Origin of the sequence: Pyrinomonas methylaliphatogenes, assembly GCF_000820845.2 — a bacterium.
GTDB lineage: Bacteria > Acidobacteriota > Blastocatellia > Pyrinomonadales > Pyrinomonadaceae > Pyrinomonas > Pyrinomonas methylaliphatogenes.
Window position 1 is genome coordinate 377,062 of the sequence record NZ_CBXV010000008.1, and the last position, 18,222, is coordinate 395,283.

Genomic DNA, 18,222 nt, shown 5'->3' on the forward strand with positions numbered 1-18,222 from the left:
TGGAGTATGAAGTGCCCGTTCTGCGGTCATCTCGAGGATAGAGTGGTTGATTCGCGCGAATCGCGCGAGGGCGACTCGATTCGGCGGCGGCGCGAATGTCTGCGCTGCGAGCGCCGCTTCACTTCATACGAGCGCATAGACGAGATCCCATATATGGTCATCAAGAAGGATGGGCGGCGCGAACCGTTCGATCGCAATAAGGTGATGGCGGGGCTTCTGCGCGCTTGCGAGAAACGTCCGATCCCGGCGGCGAAACTGGAAGCGATCGTCAACGCCGTGGAGAAGTACGTGCAGGAGTCGCCCGAACGCGAGCGTCCGACATCGAAGATCGGCGAGATGATCATGCGCCGATTGAAGGAGCTGGACAAAGTCGCTTATGTGCGCTTCGCGTCCGTCTATCTGGAGTTTCAAGATGTCTCCGAATTCATGCACGAACTGAAGAACCTCGTGCGCACGCGCTCTGGCGAACGCGCCTCATCGCGCCGCTGATCGCGCGCCTGAGGCGGAGAGGGCTAGCTTCGATCGAGTGGCCTGGCGCGCGCTATTTTTGCGCTCCGGCGCTTCGCTTTCTCGGCGGAATGGTTGATAATCTTTAATTTTCCGATCCCTCGTGGGCGCGTGAAGTGATCATGTTGGACGAAACCCAGACGCACAACATCACGGAATTCGGAGCTTCGGGCGGCGATTCGAACGAGCAACTGCAGATCCCGGAGGTGCTGCCGGTTCTGCCGTTGCGCGATATCGTCATCTACCCGTTCATGATCGTGCCGCTTTTCGTCTCGCGCGAGCGTTCGATTCGGGCTGTGGACCATGCGCTCAGCGAGAATCGCATGATCCTGCTCCTCTCGCAAAAGGATTTGGACAAGGAGGAGCCGACCGCCGAAGACCTTTACACGATGGGCACGGTCGCCCTTGTCATGCGCATGCTGAAGCTGCCCGATGGCCGCACGCGCATCCTCGTCCAAGGTCTGGCGCGCGCGCGCGCCGAAGAGATCGCCGAGACGAACGGTTTTTTGAGCGCGCGTCTGACGGTGCTTCATGAACCGCCCGTCCCCGAAGACTCGCTCGAGGTCGAAGCGTTGATCCGCAACGTGCGCGCGCTCTTGGAGAAGGCGGCCAACCTCGGCAAGAACATCTCGCCAGAGGTGATGGCGATCGCGGCCAACCTCGATGATCCGGGCCGACTGGCCGATCTTGCGGCATCCAATCTCGAACTGCGCGTCGAAGAGGCGCAATCGGTGCTCAACCTCGTCGATACGCTGGCGCGCCTGCGCCGCGTCAACGAACTCTTGAACCGCGAGATAGAGGTCCTTACGGTTCAGCAAGAGATCAACACACAGGCGCGCGCCGATATCGATCGCTCGCAACGCGAGTTCTTCCTGCGCCAACAGCTCAAAGCGATTCAGGCCGAACTCGGCGAAGGGAACGAACTGGCCGAAGAGATCGCGCAGTTTCAGAAGAAGATCGCCGCCGCCGGCATGCCGCCGCAAGTCGAAGAGGAGGTCCAGCGGCAACTCAAGAAGCTGGAACGCATGCATCCAGATGCGGCTGAGACGGCGACGCTGCGCAATTGGCTCGAGATCATGGTTGAGCTGCCGTGGTCCAAATCATCAAAAGATAATCTGGATCTGGCCAAAGCGGCGCGCATTCTGGATGAAGACCACTACGGTTTGGAGAAGGTCAAAGAGCGCATCCTCGAAGCGCTGGCCGTGCGCAAACTCAAGGAGAAACCGAAAGGACCGATCCTCTGTTTGGTCGGCCCGCCGGGCGTGGGCAAAACGAGTCTAGGCCGCTCGATCGCGCGCGCGCTCGACCGCAAATTCGTTCGTTTGAGCTTGGGCGGGCTCCACGATGAAGCCGAAATCCGCGGCCACCGTCGCACCTATGTCGGCGCGATGCCCGGTCGAATCATTCAAGCTCTGCAACAGGCGGGCACGAACAATCCGCTCATTATGCTCGACGAAATAGACAAGGTGGGAGCCGATTTTCGCGGCGATCCGAGCTCAGCTTTGCTTGAAGTGCTCGACCCTGAACAGAACAACAGCTTCCGCGATAATTACCTGGGCGTCCCCTTCGATCTGTCGAACGTGATGTTCATGACGACGGCCAACGTGCTCGACACGATCCAGCCGGCTCTGCGCGATCGAATGGAGATCATCCAGCTTTCCGGCTACACCGAAGAGGAGAAGCTCGAGATCGCGCGGCGCCACCTGCTGCCCAAACAGATGGAGGAGAATGGGATCACGCCGCGCCACCTGCAAATCTCGCGGCGTGCGCTGGCGGCCATCATCAACCAGTACACGCAGGAAGCCGGGCTCCGCCAACTGGAGCGCGAGATCGGCAAGATCTGTCGTAAAGTGGCGCGCCGCGTGGCCGAAGGGCGAACCGAGATGGTGCGCGTTTCGCTCAAAAACCTGCACGAATTCCTCGGCGCGCCGAAGGTCCAGCCCGATGAGATCTTGCGCCGCGATCAGATCGGCGTCGCGACGGGACTCGCTTGGACCGCCGTCGGGGGCGATGTCCTCTTCATCGAAGCGTTGCGCGTGCGCGGCAAAGGGAATCTCGTCCTGACGGGTCAACTCGGCGATGTGATGAAGGAATCGGCCCAAGCGGCCTTCTCTTACGCCAAAGCGCGCGCGCGCGAACTCGGCATCCCAGAAGAGGACTTCAACCAATACGACCTACACATCCACATCCCGGAAGGGGCGATCCCGAAGGATGGCCCTTCTGCCGGCATCACGTTAGCAACAGCCATGGTTTCCGTGCTCTCACAGCGCCCCGTGCGGCGCGACGTGGCGATGACGGGCGAGATCACGCTGCGCGGAAACGTGTTGCCGGTTGGCGGGATCAAAGAGAAGGTACTGGCGGCGCGGCGCGCGCGCGTCGCGACCATCATCCTGCCGCAACAGAACCGGCGCGATCTCGACGAGATCCCCAAAGAGCTGTTCACCAACTTGCGCTTCGTCTTCGTCGACAACGTGCAACAGGTCTTCCGCGAAGCCCTGCGCGAGAAGATTTCAACCGCAACTTCGGCCTCGCCGCGCCAAGCCAAGCTGCCCCAAGCGGCTGCGCCCTCTTCGACCGATAGCACGCCGGTTTAGTCAACCGCTCCACGGCTTCGAGCCGGAGCGTCTCGGCGGGATCGAACCGCTCAGAGTCTTTATCCGCTTGTGCGCACGCGGGAAGAGCGCTCCCTCCCCGTGGCTTGCAGCCAGGAGCTCTCGAATCCGCGCAGTCTGGTGGAAAATTTCACCGATTCGACCCGTTTTAGCCGATCTAAAGGTTTGACTCCGCCTATGGCGTATGATAACCTGCGCCACTGTTCGCTGCCCCCAGTTCCCCTTGTTTTGACCGACTCCGAGGGCGCGGCGGTAACCGGCAAGAGACTCTTGCGACGGAGGACCTGATGGCAACCGATTTCTCCCGCCTGATTCAATGCACGACTCTTTTGGGGACGCTCCTTTTCTCAAATCTCCCGCTCTATGGGCAGGCCCCTACGGCGTCGGCTCTGCGCAACGCGCAGAGCGAAGTCGAGCGCGAAGAGGCGCGCGTCACACAGATCATCACGCGGGCGGAGAACTACTTTAAGCAGGGCGAACTGAATCTGAAGGACAATCGTCGCGAACAGGCGCGAGATGATTTCGATAAAGCCGTCGACACGATTCTGGAGTCGGGGATTGACGTGCGGGCTAACCCGCGTTTGCAGGATTATTATCTGCAACTCATAGAACGCATCTATCGCCTAGAGGTCCCCGCGCCACAACTGACCGCTCAATCGACAAGCGATCAAGAGGCACCGTCGCTCGCCCAAGTCACCCCGCAAATCGGCTTCAGGGAGCAGAGATTTGAACCCTCCCCGCTCGATGAGCTGAGCCGCTTGACGTTAACGCCCGAGGAGGAGAACGTCAGGCCCGAAGATGTCGCGCAGCTTGAGGCAGCTAAGAGCCGAGTCGATTTCTCCTTCAAGGTCAATCCGATCATCCAGCAATTCATCAACTACTATCAAGGGCGCGGGCGCGCGACGATGGAGAGCGGGCTTCGCCGTTCGGGGCGTTACATGAGATTGGCACGGAAGATCTTCCGCGAGGAGGGCGTGCCGGAGGATCTTGCGTGGTTGGGCCAGGTCGAAAGCGCCTGGCAACCGCTGGCGCGCTCTTGGGCCGGAGCGTCGGGCCTGTGGCAGTTCGTTCCGGGAACGGGCACAAGATACGGATTGAAGCAGACGGCGTGGGTCGATGAGCGCCACAGTTTCGAGAAAGCGACGCGCGCTTCGGCCCGCTATTTGAAATGGCTGGCCCAGCGTTACGGCGGGAACTGGGAATTGGCTCTCGCCGCATACAACACTGGCGAGGGGAACGTCGATCGCGCGATAGCGCGCGCCGGCGTCGCCGATTTCTGGCAGATCTACCCATACCTTGCGCAAGAGACGCGCAATTATGTGCCGAACATCCTCGCGACGATCTTGATCGCGAAGAATCCGGAGAAGTACGGTTTCGGCCACGTCAGACCCGAGCCGCCGCTCTCTTACGACACGGTGCGCGTGCCGCCGCTGACGAGCTTGCGTTTTATCGCCGACGCTTTGGATGTCAGCCTCGACTACCTGCGCGAACTTAACCCTGAACTTCGTCGCGATATGACGCCGCAAGGCGAGCCTTACTTAGTGCGCGTTCCGCCCGGACGCGGGCGCGCGCTCGTCGCGCTTCTCAAACGCATCCCGCCCGAGCGACGTAACTCCGTCAGATTCGTGCGCCTTGCGCCCGGCGAAGATCTCACCGTCATCGCCGCGCGCACGGGAGCCAATCTGGCCCAACTTCAGGCTTTGAATCAAGGCGTAGAGATCAAAGCGGGCGCGCGCATTGCGGTCCCGATCGCCAGCATCCGCAACGTGGTGATGACGCGTCCAGTCGCCGCAGGCGCGAGGAGTCCAGCTGCGACCAAAAGGCTGGTGCGTGTGCGCGCGCGGGCAGGCGAGACGATCGCCCAGATCGCCGCTCGTTACAGGGCCTCAACGGACGAGGTGGCGCGTTTGAACGGCCTCGCCGCGCACGCTCGTCTGAGCGCCGGGCGCGAGATCATCGTCCCCGTCTCGAATCAGACGAAAGCTCCCGCTCGCCCGCCACGGCGTTCGTCAAAGCGGCGCTAGAAGGCGCACAACCTAGCGAGTCAAAGCGTGCCCCTTTTAGGCGCGCTTTTTTTCATCCGCTCGACGGTTTCGAATTTTCGAGGAGGGGTTTCGCAAACTCACGATCGGCTACAGGTTTCGATTTCGCTTCTGACGAGATTTTGGAGGAGTGCCCTCACCATGCTCTTTCGCACCCGTTCGGCAGCCGTTTACGGCATCGACGCCGATCTCGTGGAGATCGAAGTCGATCTCGCTCCGGCGCGCGGCGAAGCAGATTCGCCATCCTCCGTGACGATCGTCGGATTGCCCGATTTGGCTGTGCGCGAATCGCGTGAACGCATCCGCGCGGCCATCAACAACAGCGGTTTCTTCTTCCCTTTCCATCGGATGACGGTCAACCTCGCGCCGGCAGATGTGCGCAAAGAGGGCGCGAGTTTCGATCTGCCGATCGCGCTTGGCATCCTCGGAGCGAATGGCGACCTCGGCGATGAGGGCGAATTGCGCGATGTGCTCGCCGTCGGTGAACTCGCGCTCGACGGGCGCGTGCGCCCCGTGCGCGGCGTGCTCTCGATCGCCATGCGCGCGCGCCAATCGCAGATTAAAAATCTACTCGTCCCGGAAGAGAATGCGACAGAGGCGGCGGTCGTAGAAAGCATCAACGTCTACCCGGTAACGGATTTACGCCAAGCCGTCGAACTAGTTTTAGCGTTGCGGCGCGGCGAGATCAGCCCCGCACCGTTGCGCCTCGATTTAGCGGCGCTGATGGCGCACAAGGACGAGTATTCGGTCGATTTTCGCGAGGTGCGCGGGCAACAGGCAGCCAAACGCGCGCTTGAAGTGGCGAGCGCGGGAGCGCATAACATCCTTTTGATCGGCCCACCGGGCTCGGGCAAGACCATGCTCGCGAAGAGAATTCCGACGATCCTGCCGCCGCTGGAGTTCGAAGCCGCGCTCGAATTGACGAAGATCTATTCGGTCGCCGGTCTGACCGGACGCGCGGGGCTTGTCACGCAACGCCCTTTCCGCGCCCCACACCACACGATCAGCGATGCCGGTTTGATCGGCGGCGGCGCCGTGCCGCGACCCGGCGAGGTCTCGCTCGCCCATCATGGCGTGCTCTTCCTCGATGAACTGCCGGAGTTCGATCGGAGCGTGCTCGAAGTGTTGCGTCAGCCGCTCGAAGATCAAAAGGTGACGATCAGCCGCGCCGCGATGTCTTTAACTTTCCCGGCCTCCTTTATGCTCGTCGCGGCGATGAACCCCTGCCCGTGCGGCTTCTGGAACGATCCGACGCGCGAGTGTCGCTGCACGCCGCTACAGATCCGCCGTTACATCGGGAAGATCTCCGGCCCGCTGCTCGATCGCATAGACATCCATATCGACGTGCCCGCTGTGCGCTTTCGCGACCTGCGGGGCGAGCCGCCTCCTGCCGAAAGCTCCGCGGAGATTCGCGCGCGCGTCGTCGCGGCGCGTGCGCGTCAACGCGCGCGCTTCCAAGGCGAAGGCATCCTCGCCAACGCGCAGATGCTGCCGCGCCACATCCGGCGTTTCTGTCGAATTGACGCCGAGTGCGAGCGGATGTTAGAGAATGCGGTGGCGCGTCTCGGGTTGTCAGCGCGCGCCATCGACCGCATACTAAAGGTGAGCCGTACCATCGCTGATCTGGAAGATTCTCCAGAGATTCGGCCCATGCATATCGCCGAGGCCGTGAGCTATCGGTCGCTCGACCGAACCTACTGGACGTGATACACGAAAACGTCAGCATGGTACACGAAAAAGATTAAATTCGCGGCGGGCAAGGCAACGACGCGCACAACCGTGGGCATCACAAGGCGCGTGGGGGAGCTTCACGGAGACCGCCTTCTGGCGGTTCACCCATTGACGAAGCGTCTGCTCGAGCACACGTGTTGTGTCCGTCGCAAGGGAGGGTTGATGCCTGCCGATCGGACGGACACTGAACACGTGGCTGAGACCGAAAAAGTCGAGACACAAGCGCCGCAGGATTCCGATTACGAACTGGCGCAACAGGCTGCCCGTGGCGACATGCGCGCCTTCGAGCAGCTCTATGAACGCCACAATCGGCGCGTCTATTCGCTCTGTTTGCGCATGACGGGCAACACGAGCGAAGCCGAAGACCTCATGCAAGAGGTCTTCATTCAGCTCTTCCGCAAAATCGGGAGTTTCCGCGGCGAATCGGCCTTTACGACCTGGCTGCACCGCCTGACGGTCAACCAAGTGTTGATGCACTTTCGCAAACGCGGGGTGCGTCTGGAGCAGACGACCGAAGATGGCGAAACTCCCGTGCAGATCGTCAAGGGGACGGAGAACCCGAACGCGATGCCGATCGTCGATCGCATCGCGCTCGATAAGGCGATCGCGCAATTGCCGCCCGGCTATCGCACGGTCTTCGTGCTCCATGACATCGAAGGCCATGAGCATGAGGAGATCGCGCGCATGCTGGGTTGCTCGGTCGGAACGAGCAAATCGCAATTGCACAAAGCGCGCATGAGATTGCGCGAGCTTTTGAGGCAACAGAATCCGCCTAAATGAACTCCAAGTTGAAGCGACGATGGGCGAATCCCGAGGATCTGCTTGCTGCTTTGCCTTCAACGCCGGAGGGTTGGAAGGATGGAGTGCAGAAACTGCCAGGCTCTACTGAGCGAATTGATCGATGGCGCGTTGAGCGCGGAAGAGGAGGCGCGCGTCGAAGCGCATCTGGCTGTGTGCGCGCTTTGCGCGCAAGTGCGTGAGGAGCTCAGCAACATCGTCCTCGCAGCGCGCGACTGCCACGCTTACCCGCTGGCCACGCCGAACGAACGGTTGATTTGGCAGCGCATCAGAAGCAGCCTCCTCGACGAAGGATCGCGCGCGGCGGCAACTCAATCCTCGGCACGCGCCAGCTGGTGGACGCGCCTGCTCGATAAAAGATGGGAGTTCTCCCTGCCCCAACTGGGCGCGGCGATCGCCGCGGTCGTCGTCGCGGTTTCGCTGATCACCGCCCTCTCGCTGAACGCGCTGCAAAGATCGACCGCGCCTTCGGGCGCGGCGGCGAAGGTTGCCGCCGAACGCACGCTCCCGATCGATGATTATCTGCGCCAGCAGCAAGTGGCGATCGAATATTGGCAGCAGCGCGTCAACGAACGGCGCGTGCGGTGGAACCCGAAGATGCGCGAAGCGTTCGATCGCAACATGCGGGTCATCGATCAGGCGGTGCAGGATTCGCTGCGAGAGCTTGAACGCAACCCGCACGATGAGGTCTCCGAAGAGATGCTCAACGCCGCGCTTCGCGAGAAGATGGAGCTGCTCAAGGAGTTTTCCGAGCTCTGATCGAACTCACGACGCGAATTCAAGAGGAAGATCCGTGGAGGGAAGAACGAAAGGCTGATGAGAACGATTCTCGATGATCGACGAGGCATTTACAGCCTTCGACTGCCACTGACGGCCGCGTTGTTATTCGCGTTGGCCGCTCATCCCGTCAGCGCGCAGCAGCGCTATGCACGTAATTTCGTCGCGCGCCCGAACGTCCGCGTACAGGTGGTCAATCTATCGGGAAGGATCTCCGTCGAGGGGTGGCGACGGAATGAGGTCAAAGTCACAGCCAATCTCGAATCTCCTCCGGCGCGCATCTTGCCCAACGTTTCGGAAAACGACGTCATCATCAATGTGGTCCAAGCTAACCGCGGGCGCGAGATCGGCGATGTCAACTTCATGATCTTCGTCCCGCATAACGCCAGCGTCGATCTCGAGACGAAGCGCGGCGATATAGCTGTGCGCGGTCTCCGGGGGCAGATGCTGCGCGCCCGCGTCAGTACGGAAGGCGATATCGAACTGACGGACATCAGCGCCGCGATGGTCGTCGCCGAAAATACGATGGGCGACATCCTCTTCGACGGCGATCTGCTGCCTAACGGCAACTACACGCTGGCCTCGATGCAGGGCAACATAAATATCCGCATCCCGGCCAATTCGGCCTTCCGTTTGAACGCGACGGCGCCTCTTACGCGTAACATCAACCTCGGCGAATTCGCCCGCCTGGGCTTCTTCAACTTCATGAGCGGCAATCGCAAGGTGATCGGCAGAACCGGCGATGGACGCGCGCTTCTTAACGTCATTAACCAACGCGGGCCGATCTTCTTCACGCGCCGGTAAAAGCGTTTCGGTTCCATCTGCCGATGCTCTCCGATAGATTCGGCAACGCGAGATCAGACCGCGGCTCATCGCGCAACCGGTGGCAACGCGCTCTGCTTTTGCTCCTTCTCGCGCCGCTGGCTAATGCGGGTTACGCGCAACGGAAAGTTCAGGCGGAATCGCTGACGCGCACCACCACGCGCCAGGAGCGCCGCCCTTTACCTTACGGAGGCACGCTCAGCCTCTTCGGCGCACCGCACGGCTCGATCACCATCGAAGCTTGGCCGCGGGCTGAAGCGGAGATCGCGGCTGAGATGGAGATGCGAGCCGACTCGGAAGAGGATCTGGCTCAACTTGCGCGCGTGATCGGTTTCGTCATCGATGAAGAGCCTAACCATCTGCGCATCTTCACCACCGGCACGCACGACCGGCGCACGCTCAAGCGCCTCGCTCCAGATTTTCCCCAGAGATTGCTCGAAGCCGCGTGGAAGGTCGATTATCGCGTGCGCGTCCCACCGCAAACGGATCTGGAGATATACGCCGGAAACGGCACCGTGCATCTGAGCGGAGTCGAAGGCGCGATCAATCTCAACGTGAGCGAAGGCGATGTCACGCTCGAGATGACCGGAGGGAGCGTCGTCGCAACGGTCGGGCGTGGATCGCTTAAACTTCGCCTACCGGCACCCAGTTGGCGCGGGCGCGGCGCGGATCTGCGTCTGGCCAACGGCGAGATGACGATCGAAATTCCGGCCAGCTTGAACGCCGAGGTATCCGCCAGAGTTTTGCGCACAGGGCGCATCGTGAACGAAGCGAAACGCGCTGTGAACCGATCCGATCTGTCCGCGGATGGCAAGTCTTGGCAAGCGCGGTTCGGCGCCGGAGGAGCGACGTTTTCATTCACCGTAGGCGATGGCCTTCTCAGATTTGCCGAGTATCGCGATAATTGAGGTCATCCGCCGCTGGGCAGCAACATTGTTAAGGACAAGACGCGCCCATCCTGCGCGCGCGCTTCCGCTTGGACCGAACTGGGCCAAGACTCTGCCCCAGCGCATCGCGATAATTTTCCCGCCGTCACTTCAGCGATCCGTTTCCAATCTTCACAACGCGCGCCGATCCGTCTGTCGAGATCTCGCCCCCGGACCGTTTCGGGCCTTTCAACGCACGCGACTCTTCTTACGCCGCAAGAAGTCTATCAAGACGAATTGCGACAGATTGCCCGGAGTGGCGAAATAGGCCTTGCCGTTGGTCATCGCCGTCATCTGTTTGACGAACTCGACCAGATAGTAATCGCTCGCCAACATGAAGGTGTTGATCATGATGCCGGCCTTTCGACAGGCTTGAACTTCGCGGAAGGTTTCGGCCATGACGATCGGATCAAAGCCCATCGAGTTTTTGTAGAGCCGGCGACCTGAAGGCGCGCCTTCGGATGAGCGACGACCCAAACTTGCGGCGTCCACAAAACAAGCGGTCGGCTTGCCGTCTGTGATCATGACGATCTGGCGCATCTCCTTGCGCTGCGCCAGCAGGAGTTTGCGCGCCAATCTTAAACCTTCCGCCGTGTTCGTGTGGTACGGGCCGACCTGCGTCGTGGCGAGCTTGGCGAGCGGCAACTCCTCCGCCGAATCGTGAAAGAGGACGACCTTCAGGGAATCTCCCGGATACTGCGTGCGGATCAGATGGGCGAGCGCCAGCGCGACCTTCTTCGCCGGAGTGAAACGGTCTTCGCCGTAAAGGATCATCGAGTGCGAACAATCGAGCATGACGACGGTCGCGCACGAAGATTGGTAATCGCACTGGTGAACATAGAGGTCGCTGTACTCGAGATTGAGCGGGATGCTCAGCCCCTCGCGCCGGATCGCCGAAAGGAGCGTCGCGTTGACGTCCAGGTTGATCGTGTCGCCAAATTCGTACTGTTTGGAGCTTCGCTCCGCTTCGACGCCCGTTGCCAGATACTGCGTTTCATGTCGTCCAACCGAGGAACGACCTAGACTGCCCAAAAGCTTCTGCAACGTCTTGTAACCGAGAAAATCCAATCCCTTTTCGGTGACCTCAAATCTGATGTTGCGCGGCAGAGGCTCTTCGAAACGCCCCTGTCCCTTTTCGCGTCGCAGGCGCGCCTGCTGCGCGGGCGTCAGCGGCTCTTCGCGCAGGGTAAGATATCCCTCTTCGACGAGCCGCTCGATCAGCTGATTGAGAAGCTCTTCGAGCTGCGAGCCGCGGAACCGACCGTTGCTTTCGGCAAGCATCTGCTCGATGTCCTGCTGCGACAACTCGCCCATCTCCATCAAGGCTTGGAGCAACGCTTGACGGAGCGCATCGAGCGATCGGTCCATAGGGCGCGACCTTCTGGACCAGTAGTAGTCGTCATCGTAACCAGAGTAGAGCAACTGGTCCTGCAATGCATCCATGAGGTCGCCGAGATTGATGCCTGAAACGTCGAACCCTCTGAATTTTGAGTAGCGTATGAATCTCATGATCGTTCACCACCAACTATCGCATGTGGACGGTCACGCCCCCTTCAAGCGAGCGACGACCGCAAGCGTCTGCCGTTTGGACTTCGGATGATCCGCCCACGGTCATCGGCAGTGGCTCAGCTATATCGCCCCGTGCCGGTCAAGTCCTCGTAGATCATGCCGCGACGGTCTTTGCGCGCTTTGGTCGCCGCCGCATAGCCTCCTTCCTCGTTGCGCGAAATTTTGTTGTGCGCGTAAAGCCCTTCGAGCGCGAACTCGCATGCGGCGACCGTGAGCGCCACATCGTCGCGCTTGAAATCGAACGGAACGAGCGCCGTTTCGATCAGCTCGGGCACCTCCTCGATGAGCAGCAGGCACTCTTCGGCGGAAGCCGTATCGCTCAGCCGCAGCGTGCCGCCCTGATCGAACCATTGGACGGTTTTGGTGAAATCTATGCCGACGAAGTAGCCCTCGAAGATCTCGCCCGCCGCGCGCTTGATCAGATCTTTGGCGATCTTGGTGGCGCCGACCTGCTCGCCTTCGTATTCGAGCTCCATCTTACCGGTCATCGACGGGATGGCCGCGTAGATGTCGGCGATGCGCGCCGAGATCCGCTCTTCGCCCGTGAGCAGCGCGCGCCGTTCGGCGTTTGAGACGACCGATTCCATCACCGTGATCGGCATGCGTTGCGAGACACCGGAACGTTTGTCGATGCGCTGATCATCGCGCGCTTCGAACGCGATCTGCTCGACGATCTCGCGGATGAAATCCGGGATGATGATCTCTCCCTCGATCCCATCGCGATCGGTCCAGGCCTCCTGCCGCGTGATCTCGATGGCCTGTTGCAGTTCTTTCGGATAGTGCGTCATGATCTCGGCGCCGATGCGGTCCTTCAAAGGCGTGATGATCTTGCCGCGCGCCGTGTAATCTTCCGGATTGGCGCTAAAGACCATCATCACATCGAGCGGCAATCGGACCGGATAGCCTTTGATCTGCACATCGCCTTCCTGCATGATGTTGAAAAGCCCGACCTGAATCTTGCCCGCCAGATCGGGCAGTTCGTTGATGGCGAAGATCCCGCGATTGGCGCGCGGGAGCAACCCGTAATGGATCGTCAACTCATCGCTCAGGACGTGACCGCCCTTGGCGGCTTTGATCGGATCGACGTCGCCGATGATATCGGCGATCGTGACATCGGGCGTGGCGAGCTTTTCGACGAAACGCGCATCGCGCTCGATCCACGCGATCGGAGTCTCGTCGCCCATCTCCTCGATCATGCGCCGCCCGTAAGCGCTGATCGGGCGCAGCGGATCGTCGTTGATCTCCGACCCTTCGATGATGGGGATGCGCTCATCAAGCAAGGTGACGAGCTGGCGAATGATGCGGCTTTTGGCCTGCCCGCGCAAACCCAGCAGGATCATGTTGTGTTTGGCGAGAATCGCGTTGATGATCTGCGGCACGACCGTCTCATCGTAACCTATGATGCCGGGGAAGATCCGCTCTCCAGCGCGCAGTTTGCCGAGAAGATTAGCGCGCATCTCATCTTTGACCGATCGCGAACGATATCCGCTCTTTTTGAGTTCACCTAAAGTCCTCGGTAATGCCATCTCCCTTGCCCCTTCATTTGAAGATTTCGTTCGAGTCATCAAAAGGCGCAAAATTTAAGGATCATCGTCCTCAATCTCGCGCCGTCACAAAGCGACATAGCGATCATGATCGACCTGCGCAAGGAGTCCGTCTGCGACGAGTTTGCGCAGATGTGCGAGCACTGAGCGTTCGGCCAGCGCGCGCGCGGCGGCGGGAAGATCCGCATAAACGCGCGCAGCGATCTCCGCTGGCGATGCCACCCCATCACGCACCGCAGCGAGTATCTCGCGCTCGCGCGCCAAACGATGCGCGATGTAATCACTGATGCGCGCGCGCGCGTTGGCGATGGCCGGCCCGTGCGCGCTCAACAATACGGTCAACCGCGGCAGAGCGAGCAGCCTCTCGAGCGAGCGCAAATAGTCGCGCATGTCGCCGTCAATCGGATCGATGAGCACCGTCCCGACGCCGACGACGAGATCGCCCGTCAACAACGCTCCCAAACGCTCTTCGTAGAAACATAGATGCCCGCGCGCGTGCCCCGGCGTATGAAGCGCACGTAGGATGAGCGGTGGATCACCGTCGAGTTCGATCGTTTCGCCGTCTTCGATGAAGCGGTCGATCCCGATCCTTCCCTTCAAGGCTTCAGCCGTCAGCCGATGCGCAGCGACGGGAACGTTGAGGAACTTCCGTAGCGCTTCAACGCCGCCTACGTGGTCCGGATGATGGTGCGTCAAGATGAGCTCGCGCACCGCGCAGCCGCGAGCGCGCATCTCGTTCAAGCAATCATGCAACGAACGCTGCTCTTCTTCGTAAGGCGAGGCTGGATCGATGACCACCAGCTCACGCCGCCCCACGATATAACAGTTCGTGTGTGTGGCGGGCGGTTTGGTCGGCGTGCGCAAAGGGAAGCAGACGATCCCGGGGACGAATTCGATGCGCCGCACGGGATGACCATAAGCATGAGGCGTGCTCAAAAATCGCTCCACCAGATCGTCCCCAACGCCCTGCGCCAGCGTTCGAAGAGCATGTAGCACGGGTGGCACCATCAGCGCTTCACCGCGTTGCCATTTGGCGACGGCTTCTCGGGCCTCGATCCATTCGCCGAAGGATAATTCCCCCTCGGGATTGATGATGCGCGGCTGTTGTTTGCGTGGACAGCGGACCAAGAAGAACCACGTGTTGAAGCGCCGCGGGCTGAAAGGCGGCGTCACCCAGCGTCCGACGAAAGTGAAATCGCGGGCGTCGAGATGCAGCCCGAAATGTTCGAGGAGCTGAGGGAAATCCATGCGCCCGCTCCGCAGTTCATCGAACAGCGATCCGATCTGACCGCGCGTCAAACGATCGCTGCGGCGCGCAATGAGCACGCCCAGTTCTTCGAAGAGCTCTCGCGCAGCACACGCGATCATGCTCGCCAGATTGCGATCGTCGCAACCGATCACGACCGTATCGGCATCGGTCGCCTCGCGCTGCCCTCCGGGGAAAGCGTAGAATCCCCCGAGGAAAGAGAGCCGTTCGTTCCGCCTCACCCAAAAGACTTCGACGCGACTTCCGCGCTCGCGGATCAGGATGACCGCCGCCGCATCTACGGGCAGCGCATCCTTTGCCGAAGCGAGCGCGCGCGCTCGACTGTGAGCTTCACGAGCGTCTTCGTTTAAGGCGTGTTCCGCTTTCTCGAATTCAGGCAAACGAACTCTCCCGAAAGTCGAGCGCCGCAAAGGCATCCCATAAAGCTTGGCGCGAACGTTGAAAGTATAGCACTCGCCGCAAAGCCGAAGCGAGCAACGCGATGCACGCCACAGGAGACGGCTCGCCCGCGACAACAGGTGGAAAGCGCCAGCCTCGCCCATAAAAAGGGCGTCACCAGAGGGAATAAAAAAGATTAATGAGATCCATGCAAACTGACTCTTGACAGGGATGGAAAGCAGATATTACTTTGCTGGGTTAATTGGCCGCTGGCTTAGCTTCGCCGAAAGCCAAAATCTATCGGCCCGAAAGGAGGTGAGAGGGGTGGCGCTCGTGATCGTCAATGAGGGCGAATCGATCGAATCCGCGCTCCGGCGTTTCAAACGGCGCGTGCAGAGCGAGGATATCATCCGCGATTACAAGAAGCATACCTTCTACCTCAAGCCGGGCGAGAAGCGTCGGTTGAAATCGGCGCTCGCGCGCAAGCGCAACCGCAAGAAGGCGCGCCGTAATGAGATGTGAAGCGATGACCGATGGGTCGCACCAACTCAGCTAATGCGTTGAGCGACTTCCCTCACCGATGTTGTTTGACGCCCGAAACAATCTTCGGTGAGGGTTTTCTTTAAATTGCACGGACGGGGAAGGCGTATGCAGATGGAGGGGAATAGTCGAGTCAACGGAGAATGGAACGAAGTCGAGATGGAATTCCGAGATCGCATCATCAAATGTATAGATTGCGGAGAGGAGTTCATCTGGACGGCAGGCGAACAGATCTTCTTCCGTGATAAGGGGCTACAGAACCCGCCGAAACGATGTAAACCATGCAAGCAGGCGAAGAACGAGCGCATCGCCGCGATCATGGCGGCGCAGGCTGAAGGCGTTCGTCGTCGCGTCGAAGTTCCCGTCGTGTGCGCGCAATGTGGCCAAGCGACCACCGTGCCCTTCTACCCTTGGCAGGGACGCCCCGTCTACTGCCGCTCCTGTTTCCTCGCACACAAGAGCGCAGAGCAGAGCTGAAGGCTCGACGTTCGCCGCGGCCATAAGGGCGCAAGAGGTTCGCTCGTTCAGCCGCTAAGCGCCCGCCTCCTCGCGGCGGTCAAGTCCATACTGTCTCGAAGGCCGAAACCGACGTTCGATCCAATCGAGACGCGCGCTCGAATCCCAATCGATCCGCTCTCGAAAGAGACCTCTTCCACGCCACTTGGCGGTTTGACTTGGATTTGCCTGATCTCAGCCTGATTGCCAACTTCGAAAGAGACCTTTTCCACCCCACTTGACGATTTCAGATCGGCATCATCTCTCGAGGTGGTAGGGAACGCTGGTGACGACAACCCCTTTCCTGAATAACAACGCGCCTTTGAGCAGCAATGAGCTTTGATTGTGAAGCAGATGTTGCCACCAGCGCGCGGGCACGAACTCCGGGATCACGACCGTGACGAAAGCGCCTTCATCCCGCCGTTTAAGCCGTTCGATATAGCGGAGCAACGGTCGCGTCAGTTCGCGGTAGGGCGACGGAAGGATGACGAGTTTGATGCCTTGCCCCCATCTTTCCCATTTCTCGCGCAATTTCCGCGTCGCCTCCTCATCCAAATCGACATAAACAGCCGTCACCTCATCATCCGGCGAGATCGCTTTGGCATATTCGAGCGCATAGACGACGCCGCGATGCACGCCCGAGATGGGGACGACGACGCGATGGCGCGGCGTCGGGATCATCTCCATCCCTTCGGTCGAAAGTTGGCGCGCCACATCTTGATAATGATCATAAATGGCGCGGAACATCATGACGAGCAGAGGGACGATCACCACGACGAGCCAGGCGCCATGCACGAACTTCGTCACGACGAAGACGCACAGGACGGTGAAGGTGCAACATGCGCCCAAACCGTTGATCAAGATGGCGCGGCGCCAATGCGAGCTCTTCGCCGATGAGGACTCGCTGCCCCCCTGCGTCGCTTCGCGCTGATGCTCGCGTTCGCGCCACCAATGGCGCACCATCCCGGCTTGCGAGAGCGTGAAGGAGAGGAAAACGCCGATCGCGTAGAGCGGGATCAAACGGTGCGTGTCGCCGCCGAAGGCGATGATGAGCAGGCTGGCGAAGAGCGCTAACAGCACGATGCCGTTCGAATAGACTAATCGATCGCCGCGATTGGCGAGTTGGCGCGGCAGATAGCGATCCCGCGCCATGATGGAGGCCAAGCGCGGGAAGTCGGCAAACGACGTGTTCGCCGCGAGCACGAGGATCGCCGCGGTGGTCGCCTGCACCGCATAATAGAACCAGTTCAGCGGGCCGGCGAAGATGGCGCGCGCAAACTGCGAGATCACCGTCTCGTTCGCGTGCGGATGCACACCATACAGATAGGCCATCACGCTCGTCCCGAGAAACATCACCGAAAGGAGAAGGGCCATCCAAACGAGGGTCGTCGCGGCATTCCGCGATTCGGGCCGACGAAAAGCCTGCACCCCATTTGAGATCGCTTCAATCCCGGTGAGCGCCGAGCAGCCGTTCGAAAAAGCGCTGAGTAGCAGGAAGAAGGTCAACGGCTGTGGCCTGTAACCTTCGGCGATCTTCAACTCTCCGGCACCGATCGGCTCGGCGACGCCGAAATAGAAGTAGCGGCACAAGCCGAATCCGATCATGAAAAGGAAGGAACAGATGAAGGCATAGGTCGGAACGGAGAAGATCATCCCCGATTCGCGCACGCCGCGCAGATTGGCGATCGCGATGAAAGCGATGAGCAGCAACGAGAGCAGGACCTTGTGCTGATCGAGCCAAGCGTAGCGCGTGCCCTGCGCCGCCGATGTGATCGCCGCAACTCCAGCAGATACGGAGACGGCAACCGTTAGGACATAATCGACGAGCAAAGACGCTCCGGCGACCAACCCGGCGGTGGCCCCGAGGTTATCTTTGGCGACGATATACGCTCCGCCGCCCGAAGGATAGGCGTAGATCGTCTGCCGATAGCTCGCGCTGACGATGGCGATCAAAGCGACGATGCAAAGCGACAAAGGGATGATGTAACCGAACGCGCGCGCATCGCCGTAAGCGACGGCGACGGCCAACACGAGGAGGATCTCTTCGGTGGCATACGCCGTCGAAGAGAGCGCGTCCGAAGAGAAGACGGCGAGCGCCGTCTTCTTCGTCAACCTTTCATGCACGGCTTGCGCCGTCGGCAACGGAGTGCCGACCAGCAACCGTTTGATGGAAACCGCCATTTCTTCACCCTGAAACCGAAAAGGGCACGGAAG

Annotated in this window: 14 protein-coding genes; 10 read left to right on the forward strand and 4 right to left on the reverse strand. The window is 60.4% G+C overall.

The genetic code is table 11. The features are described from left to right. Positions 1–6: 6 nt before the first annotated feature. The 8 genes from nrdR (at position 7) to PYK22_RS12900 (ending at position 10,197) form a co-directional block, all read left to right on the forward strand. Entirely contained in the window at positions 7–489 is a 483-nt protein-coding gene (gene nrdR / locus PYK22_RS12865; RefSeq protein WP_041977896.1) for a transcriptional regulator NrdR, read from the forward strand. A gap of 140 nt (positions 490–629) precedes the next feature. After that, positions 630–3,101: an endopeptidase La gene (gene lon, locus PYK22_RS12870; RefSeq protein ID WP_041978945.1), complete on the forward strand. Its 2,472-nt coding sequence runs from the start codon at positions 630–632 to the stop codon at positions 3,099–3,101. Between the two features lie 305 nt (positions 3,102–3,406). Beyond that, positions 3,407–5,143: a lytic transglycosylase domain-containing protein gene (locus PYK22_RS16865; protein WP_083437843.1), complete on the forward strand. Its 1,737-nt coding sequence runs from the start codon at positions 3,407–3,409 to the stop codon at positions 5,141–5,143. 159 nt (positions 5,144–5,302) lie between these two features. Then, a complete protein-coding gene (locus PYK22_RS12880) occupies positions 5,303–6,868 on the forward strand; it encodes a YifB family Mg chelatase-like AAA ATPase (RefSeq protein WP_041977898.1) in 1,566 nt (521 codons plus the stop codon). A gap of 72 nt (positions 6,869–6,940) precedes the next feature. Next, the gene (locus PYK22_RS12885) at positions 6,941–7,672 is read left to right on the forward strand and encodes an RNA polymerase sigma factor (RefSeq protein ID WP_211197703.1); all 732 of its coding nucleotides are present in this window, start codon (positions 6,941–6,943) and stop codon (positions 7,670–7,672) included. 78 nt (positions 7,673–7,750) lie between these two features. Further along, on the forward strand, positions 7,751–8,449 hold the full coding sequence (locus PYK22_RS12890) for an anti-sigma factor family protein (protein ID WP_041977900.1): 699 nt from the start codon (positions 7,751–7,753) through the stop codon (positions 8,447–8,449). Positions 8,450–8,506: 57 nt separating this feature from the next. Further along, complete coding sequence (locus PYK22_RS12895) at positions 8,507–9,271, forward strand: DUF4097 family beta strand repeat-containing protein (protein ID WP_041977903.1); 765 nt, start codon at positions 8,507–8,509, stop codon at positions 9,269–9,271. 23 nt (positions 9,272–9,294) lie between these two features. Then, positions 9,295–10,197 carry a DUF4097 family beta strand repeat-containing protein gene (locus tag PYK22_RS12900; protein ID WP_041977906.1) on the forward strand — a complete coding sequence of 301 codons (903 nt, stop codon included), beginning with the start codon at positions 9,295–9,297 and terminating at the stop codon, positions 10,195–10,197. Between the two features lie 207 nt (positions 10,198–10,404). Here the strand turns inward: PYK22_RS12900 and PYK22_RS12905 are convergent, their stop codons facing one another. The 3 genes from PYK22_RS12905 to PYK22_RS12915 all read right to left on the reverse strand — a co-directional run bounded on the left by PYK22_RS12905 (position 10,405) and on the right by PYK22_RS12915 (position 15,137). Further along, positions 10,405–11,724, reverse strand: coding sequence for a vWA domain-containing protein (locus PYK22_RS12905; RefSeq protein ID WP_041977909.1), 1,320 nt, complete (start codon positions 11,722–11,724; stop codon positions 10,405–10,407). A gap of 116 nt (positions 11,725–11,840) precedes the next feature. Next, entirely contained in the window at positions 11,841–13,310 is a 1,470-nt protein-coding gene (locus tag PYK22_RS12910; RefSeq protein WP_041977912.1) for a magnesium chelatase, read from the reverse strand. 84 nt (positions 13,311–13,394) lie between these two features. Further along, positions 13,395–15,137 carry an MBL fold metallo-hydrolase gene (locus PYK22_RS12915; protein WP_083437844.1) on the reverse strand — a complete coding sequence of 581 codons (1,743 nt, stop codon included), beginning with the start codon at positions 15,135–15,137 and terminating at the stop codon, positions 13,395–13,397. A 160-nt stretch (positions 15,138–15,297) separates the two neighbouring features. Between PYK22_RS12915 and rpsU the strand changes: the two genes are divergently transcribed. Together rpsU and PYK22_RS12925 are read left to right on the forward strand one after the other, a co-directional pair. Next, positions 15,298–15,495 carry a 30S ribosomal protein S21 gene (gene rpsU / locus PYK22_RS12920; protein ID WP_041977915.1) on the forward strand — a complete coding sequence of 66 codons (198 nt, stop codon included), beginning with the start codon at positions 15,298–15,300 and terminating at the stop codon, positions 15,493–15,495. 177 nt (positions 15,496–15,672) lie between these two features. Continuing rightward, positions 15,673–15,990 (forward strand): zinc-ribbon domain containing protein, encoded by a 318-nt coding sequence (locus PYK22_RS12925; RefSeq protein ID WP_041978954.1) that lies wholly within the window; start codon positions 15,673–15,675, stop codon positions 15,988–15,990. 276 nt (positions 15,991–16,266) lie between these two features. On the opposite strand, the gene PYK22_RS12935 is transcribed toward PYK22_RS12925, so the two are convergent. After that, positions 16,267–18,189 carry an APC family permease gene (locus tag PYK22_RS12935; protein WP_041977920.1) on the reverse strand — a complete coding sequence of 641 codons (1,923 nt, stop codon included), beginning with the start codon at positions 18,187–18,189 and terminating at the stop codon, positions 16,267–16,269. Positions 18,190–18,222: the final 33 nt, after the last annotated feature.

Excerpts from the sequence above, each read along its gene's own strand:
- lon (WP_041978945.1), top strand. The coding sequence starts at position 630 with ATGTTGGACGAAACCCAGACGCACAACATCACGGAATTCGGAGCTTCG.
- nrdR (WP_041977896.1), top strand. The coding sequence starts at position 7 with ATGAAGTGCCCGTTCTGCGGTCATCTCGAGGATAGAGTGGTTGATTCG.
- PYK22_RS12880 (WP_041977898.1), top strand. The coding sequence starts at position 5,303 with ATGCTCTTTCGCACCCGTTCGGCAGCCGTTTACGGCATCGACGCCGAT.
- PYK22_RS12910 (WP_041977912.1), bottom strand. The coding sequence starts at position 13,310 with ATGGCATTACCGAGGACTTTAGGTGAACTCAAAAAGAGCGGATATCGT.
- PYK22_RS12890 (WP_041977900.1), top strand. The coding sequence starts at position 7,751 with ATGGAGTGCAGAAACTGCCAGGCTCTACTGAGCGAATTGATCGATGGC.
- PYK22_RS12895 (WP_041977903.1), top strand. The coding sequence starts at position 8,507 with ATGAGAACGATTCTCGATGATCGACGAGGCATTTACAGCCTTCGACTG.
- PYK22_RS12900 (WP_041977906.1), top strand. The coding sequence starts at position 9,295 with ATGCTCTCCGATAGATTCGGCAACGCGAGATCAGACCGCGGCTCATCG.
- PYK22_RS12925 (WP_041978954.1), top strand. The coding sequence starts at position 15,673 with ATGGAATTCCGAGATCGCATCATCAAATGTATAGATTGCGGAGAGGAG.
- PYK22_RS12905 (WP_041977909.1), bottom strand. The coding sequence starts at position 11,724 with ATGAGATTCATACGCTACTCAAAATTCAGAGGGTTCGACGTTTCAGGC.
- PYK22_RS16865 (WP_083437843.1), top strand. The coding sequence starts at position 3,407 with ATGGCAACCGATTTCTCCCGCCTGATTCAATGCACGACTCTTTTGGGG.
- PYK22_RS12935 (WP_041977920.1), bottom strand. The coding sequence starts at position 18,189 with ATGGCGGTTTCCATCAAACGGTTGCTGGTCGGCACTCCGTTGCCGACG.
- PYK22_RS12915 (WP_083437844.1), bottom strand. The coding sequence starts at position 15,137 with ATGGGCGAGGCTGGCGCTTTCCACCTGTTGTCGCGGGCGAGCCGTCTC.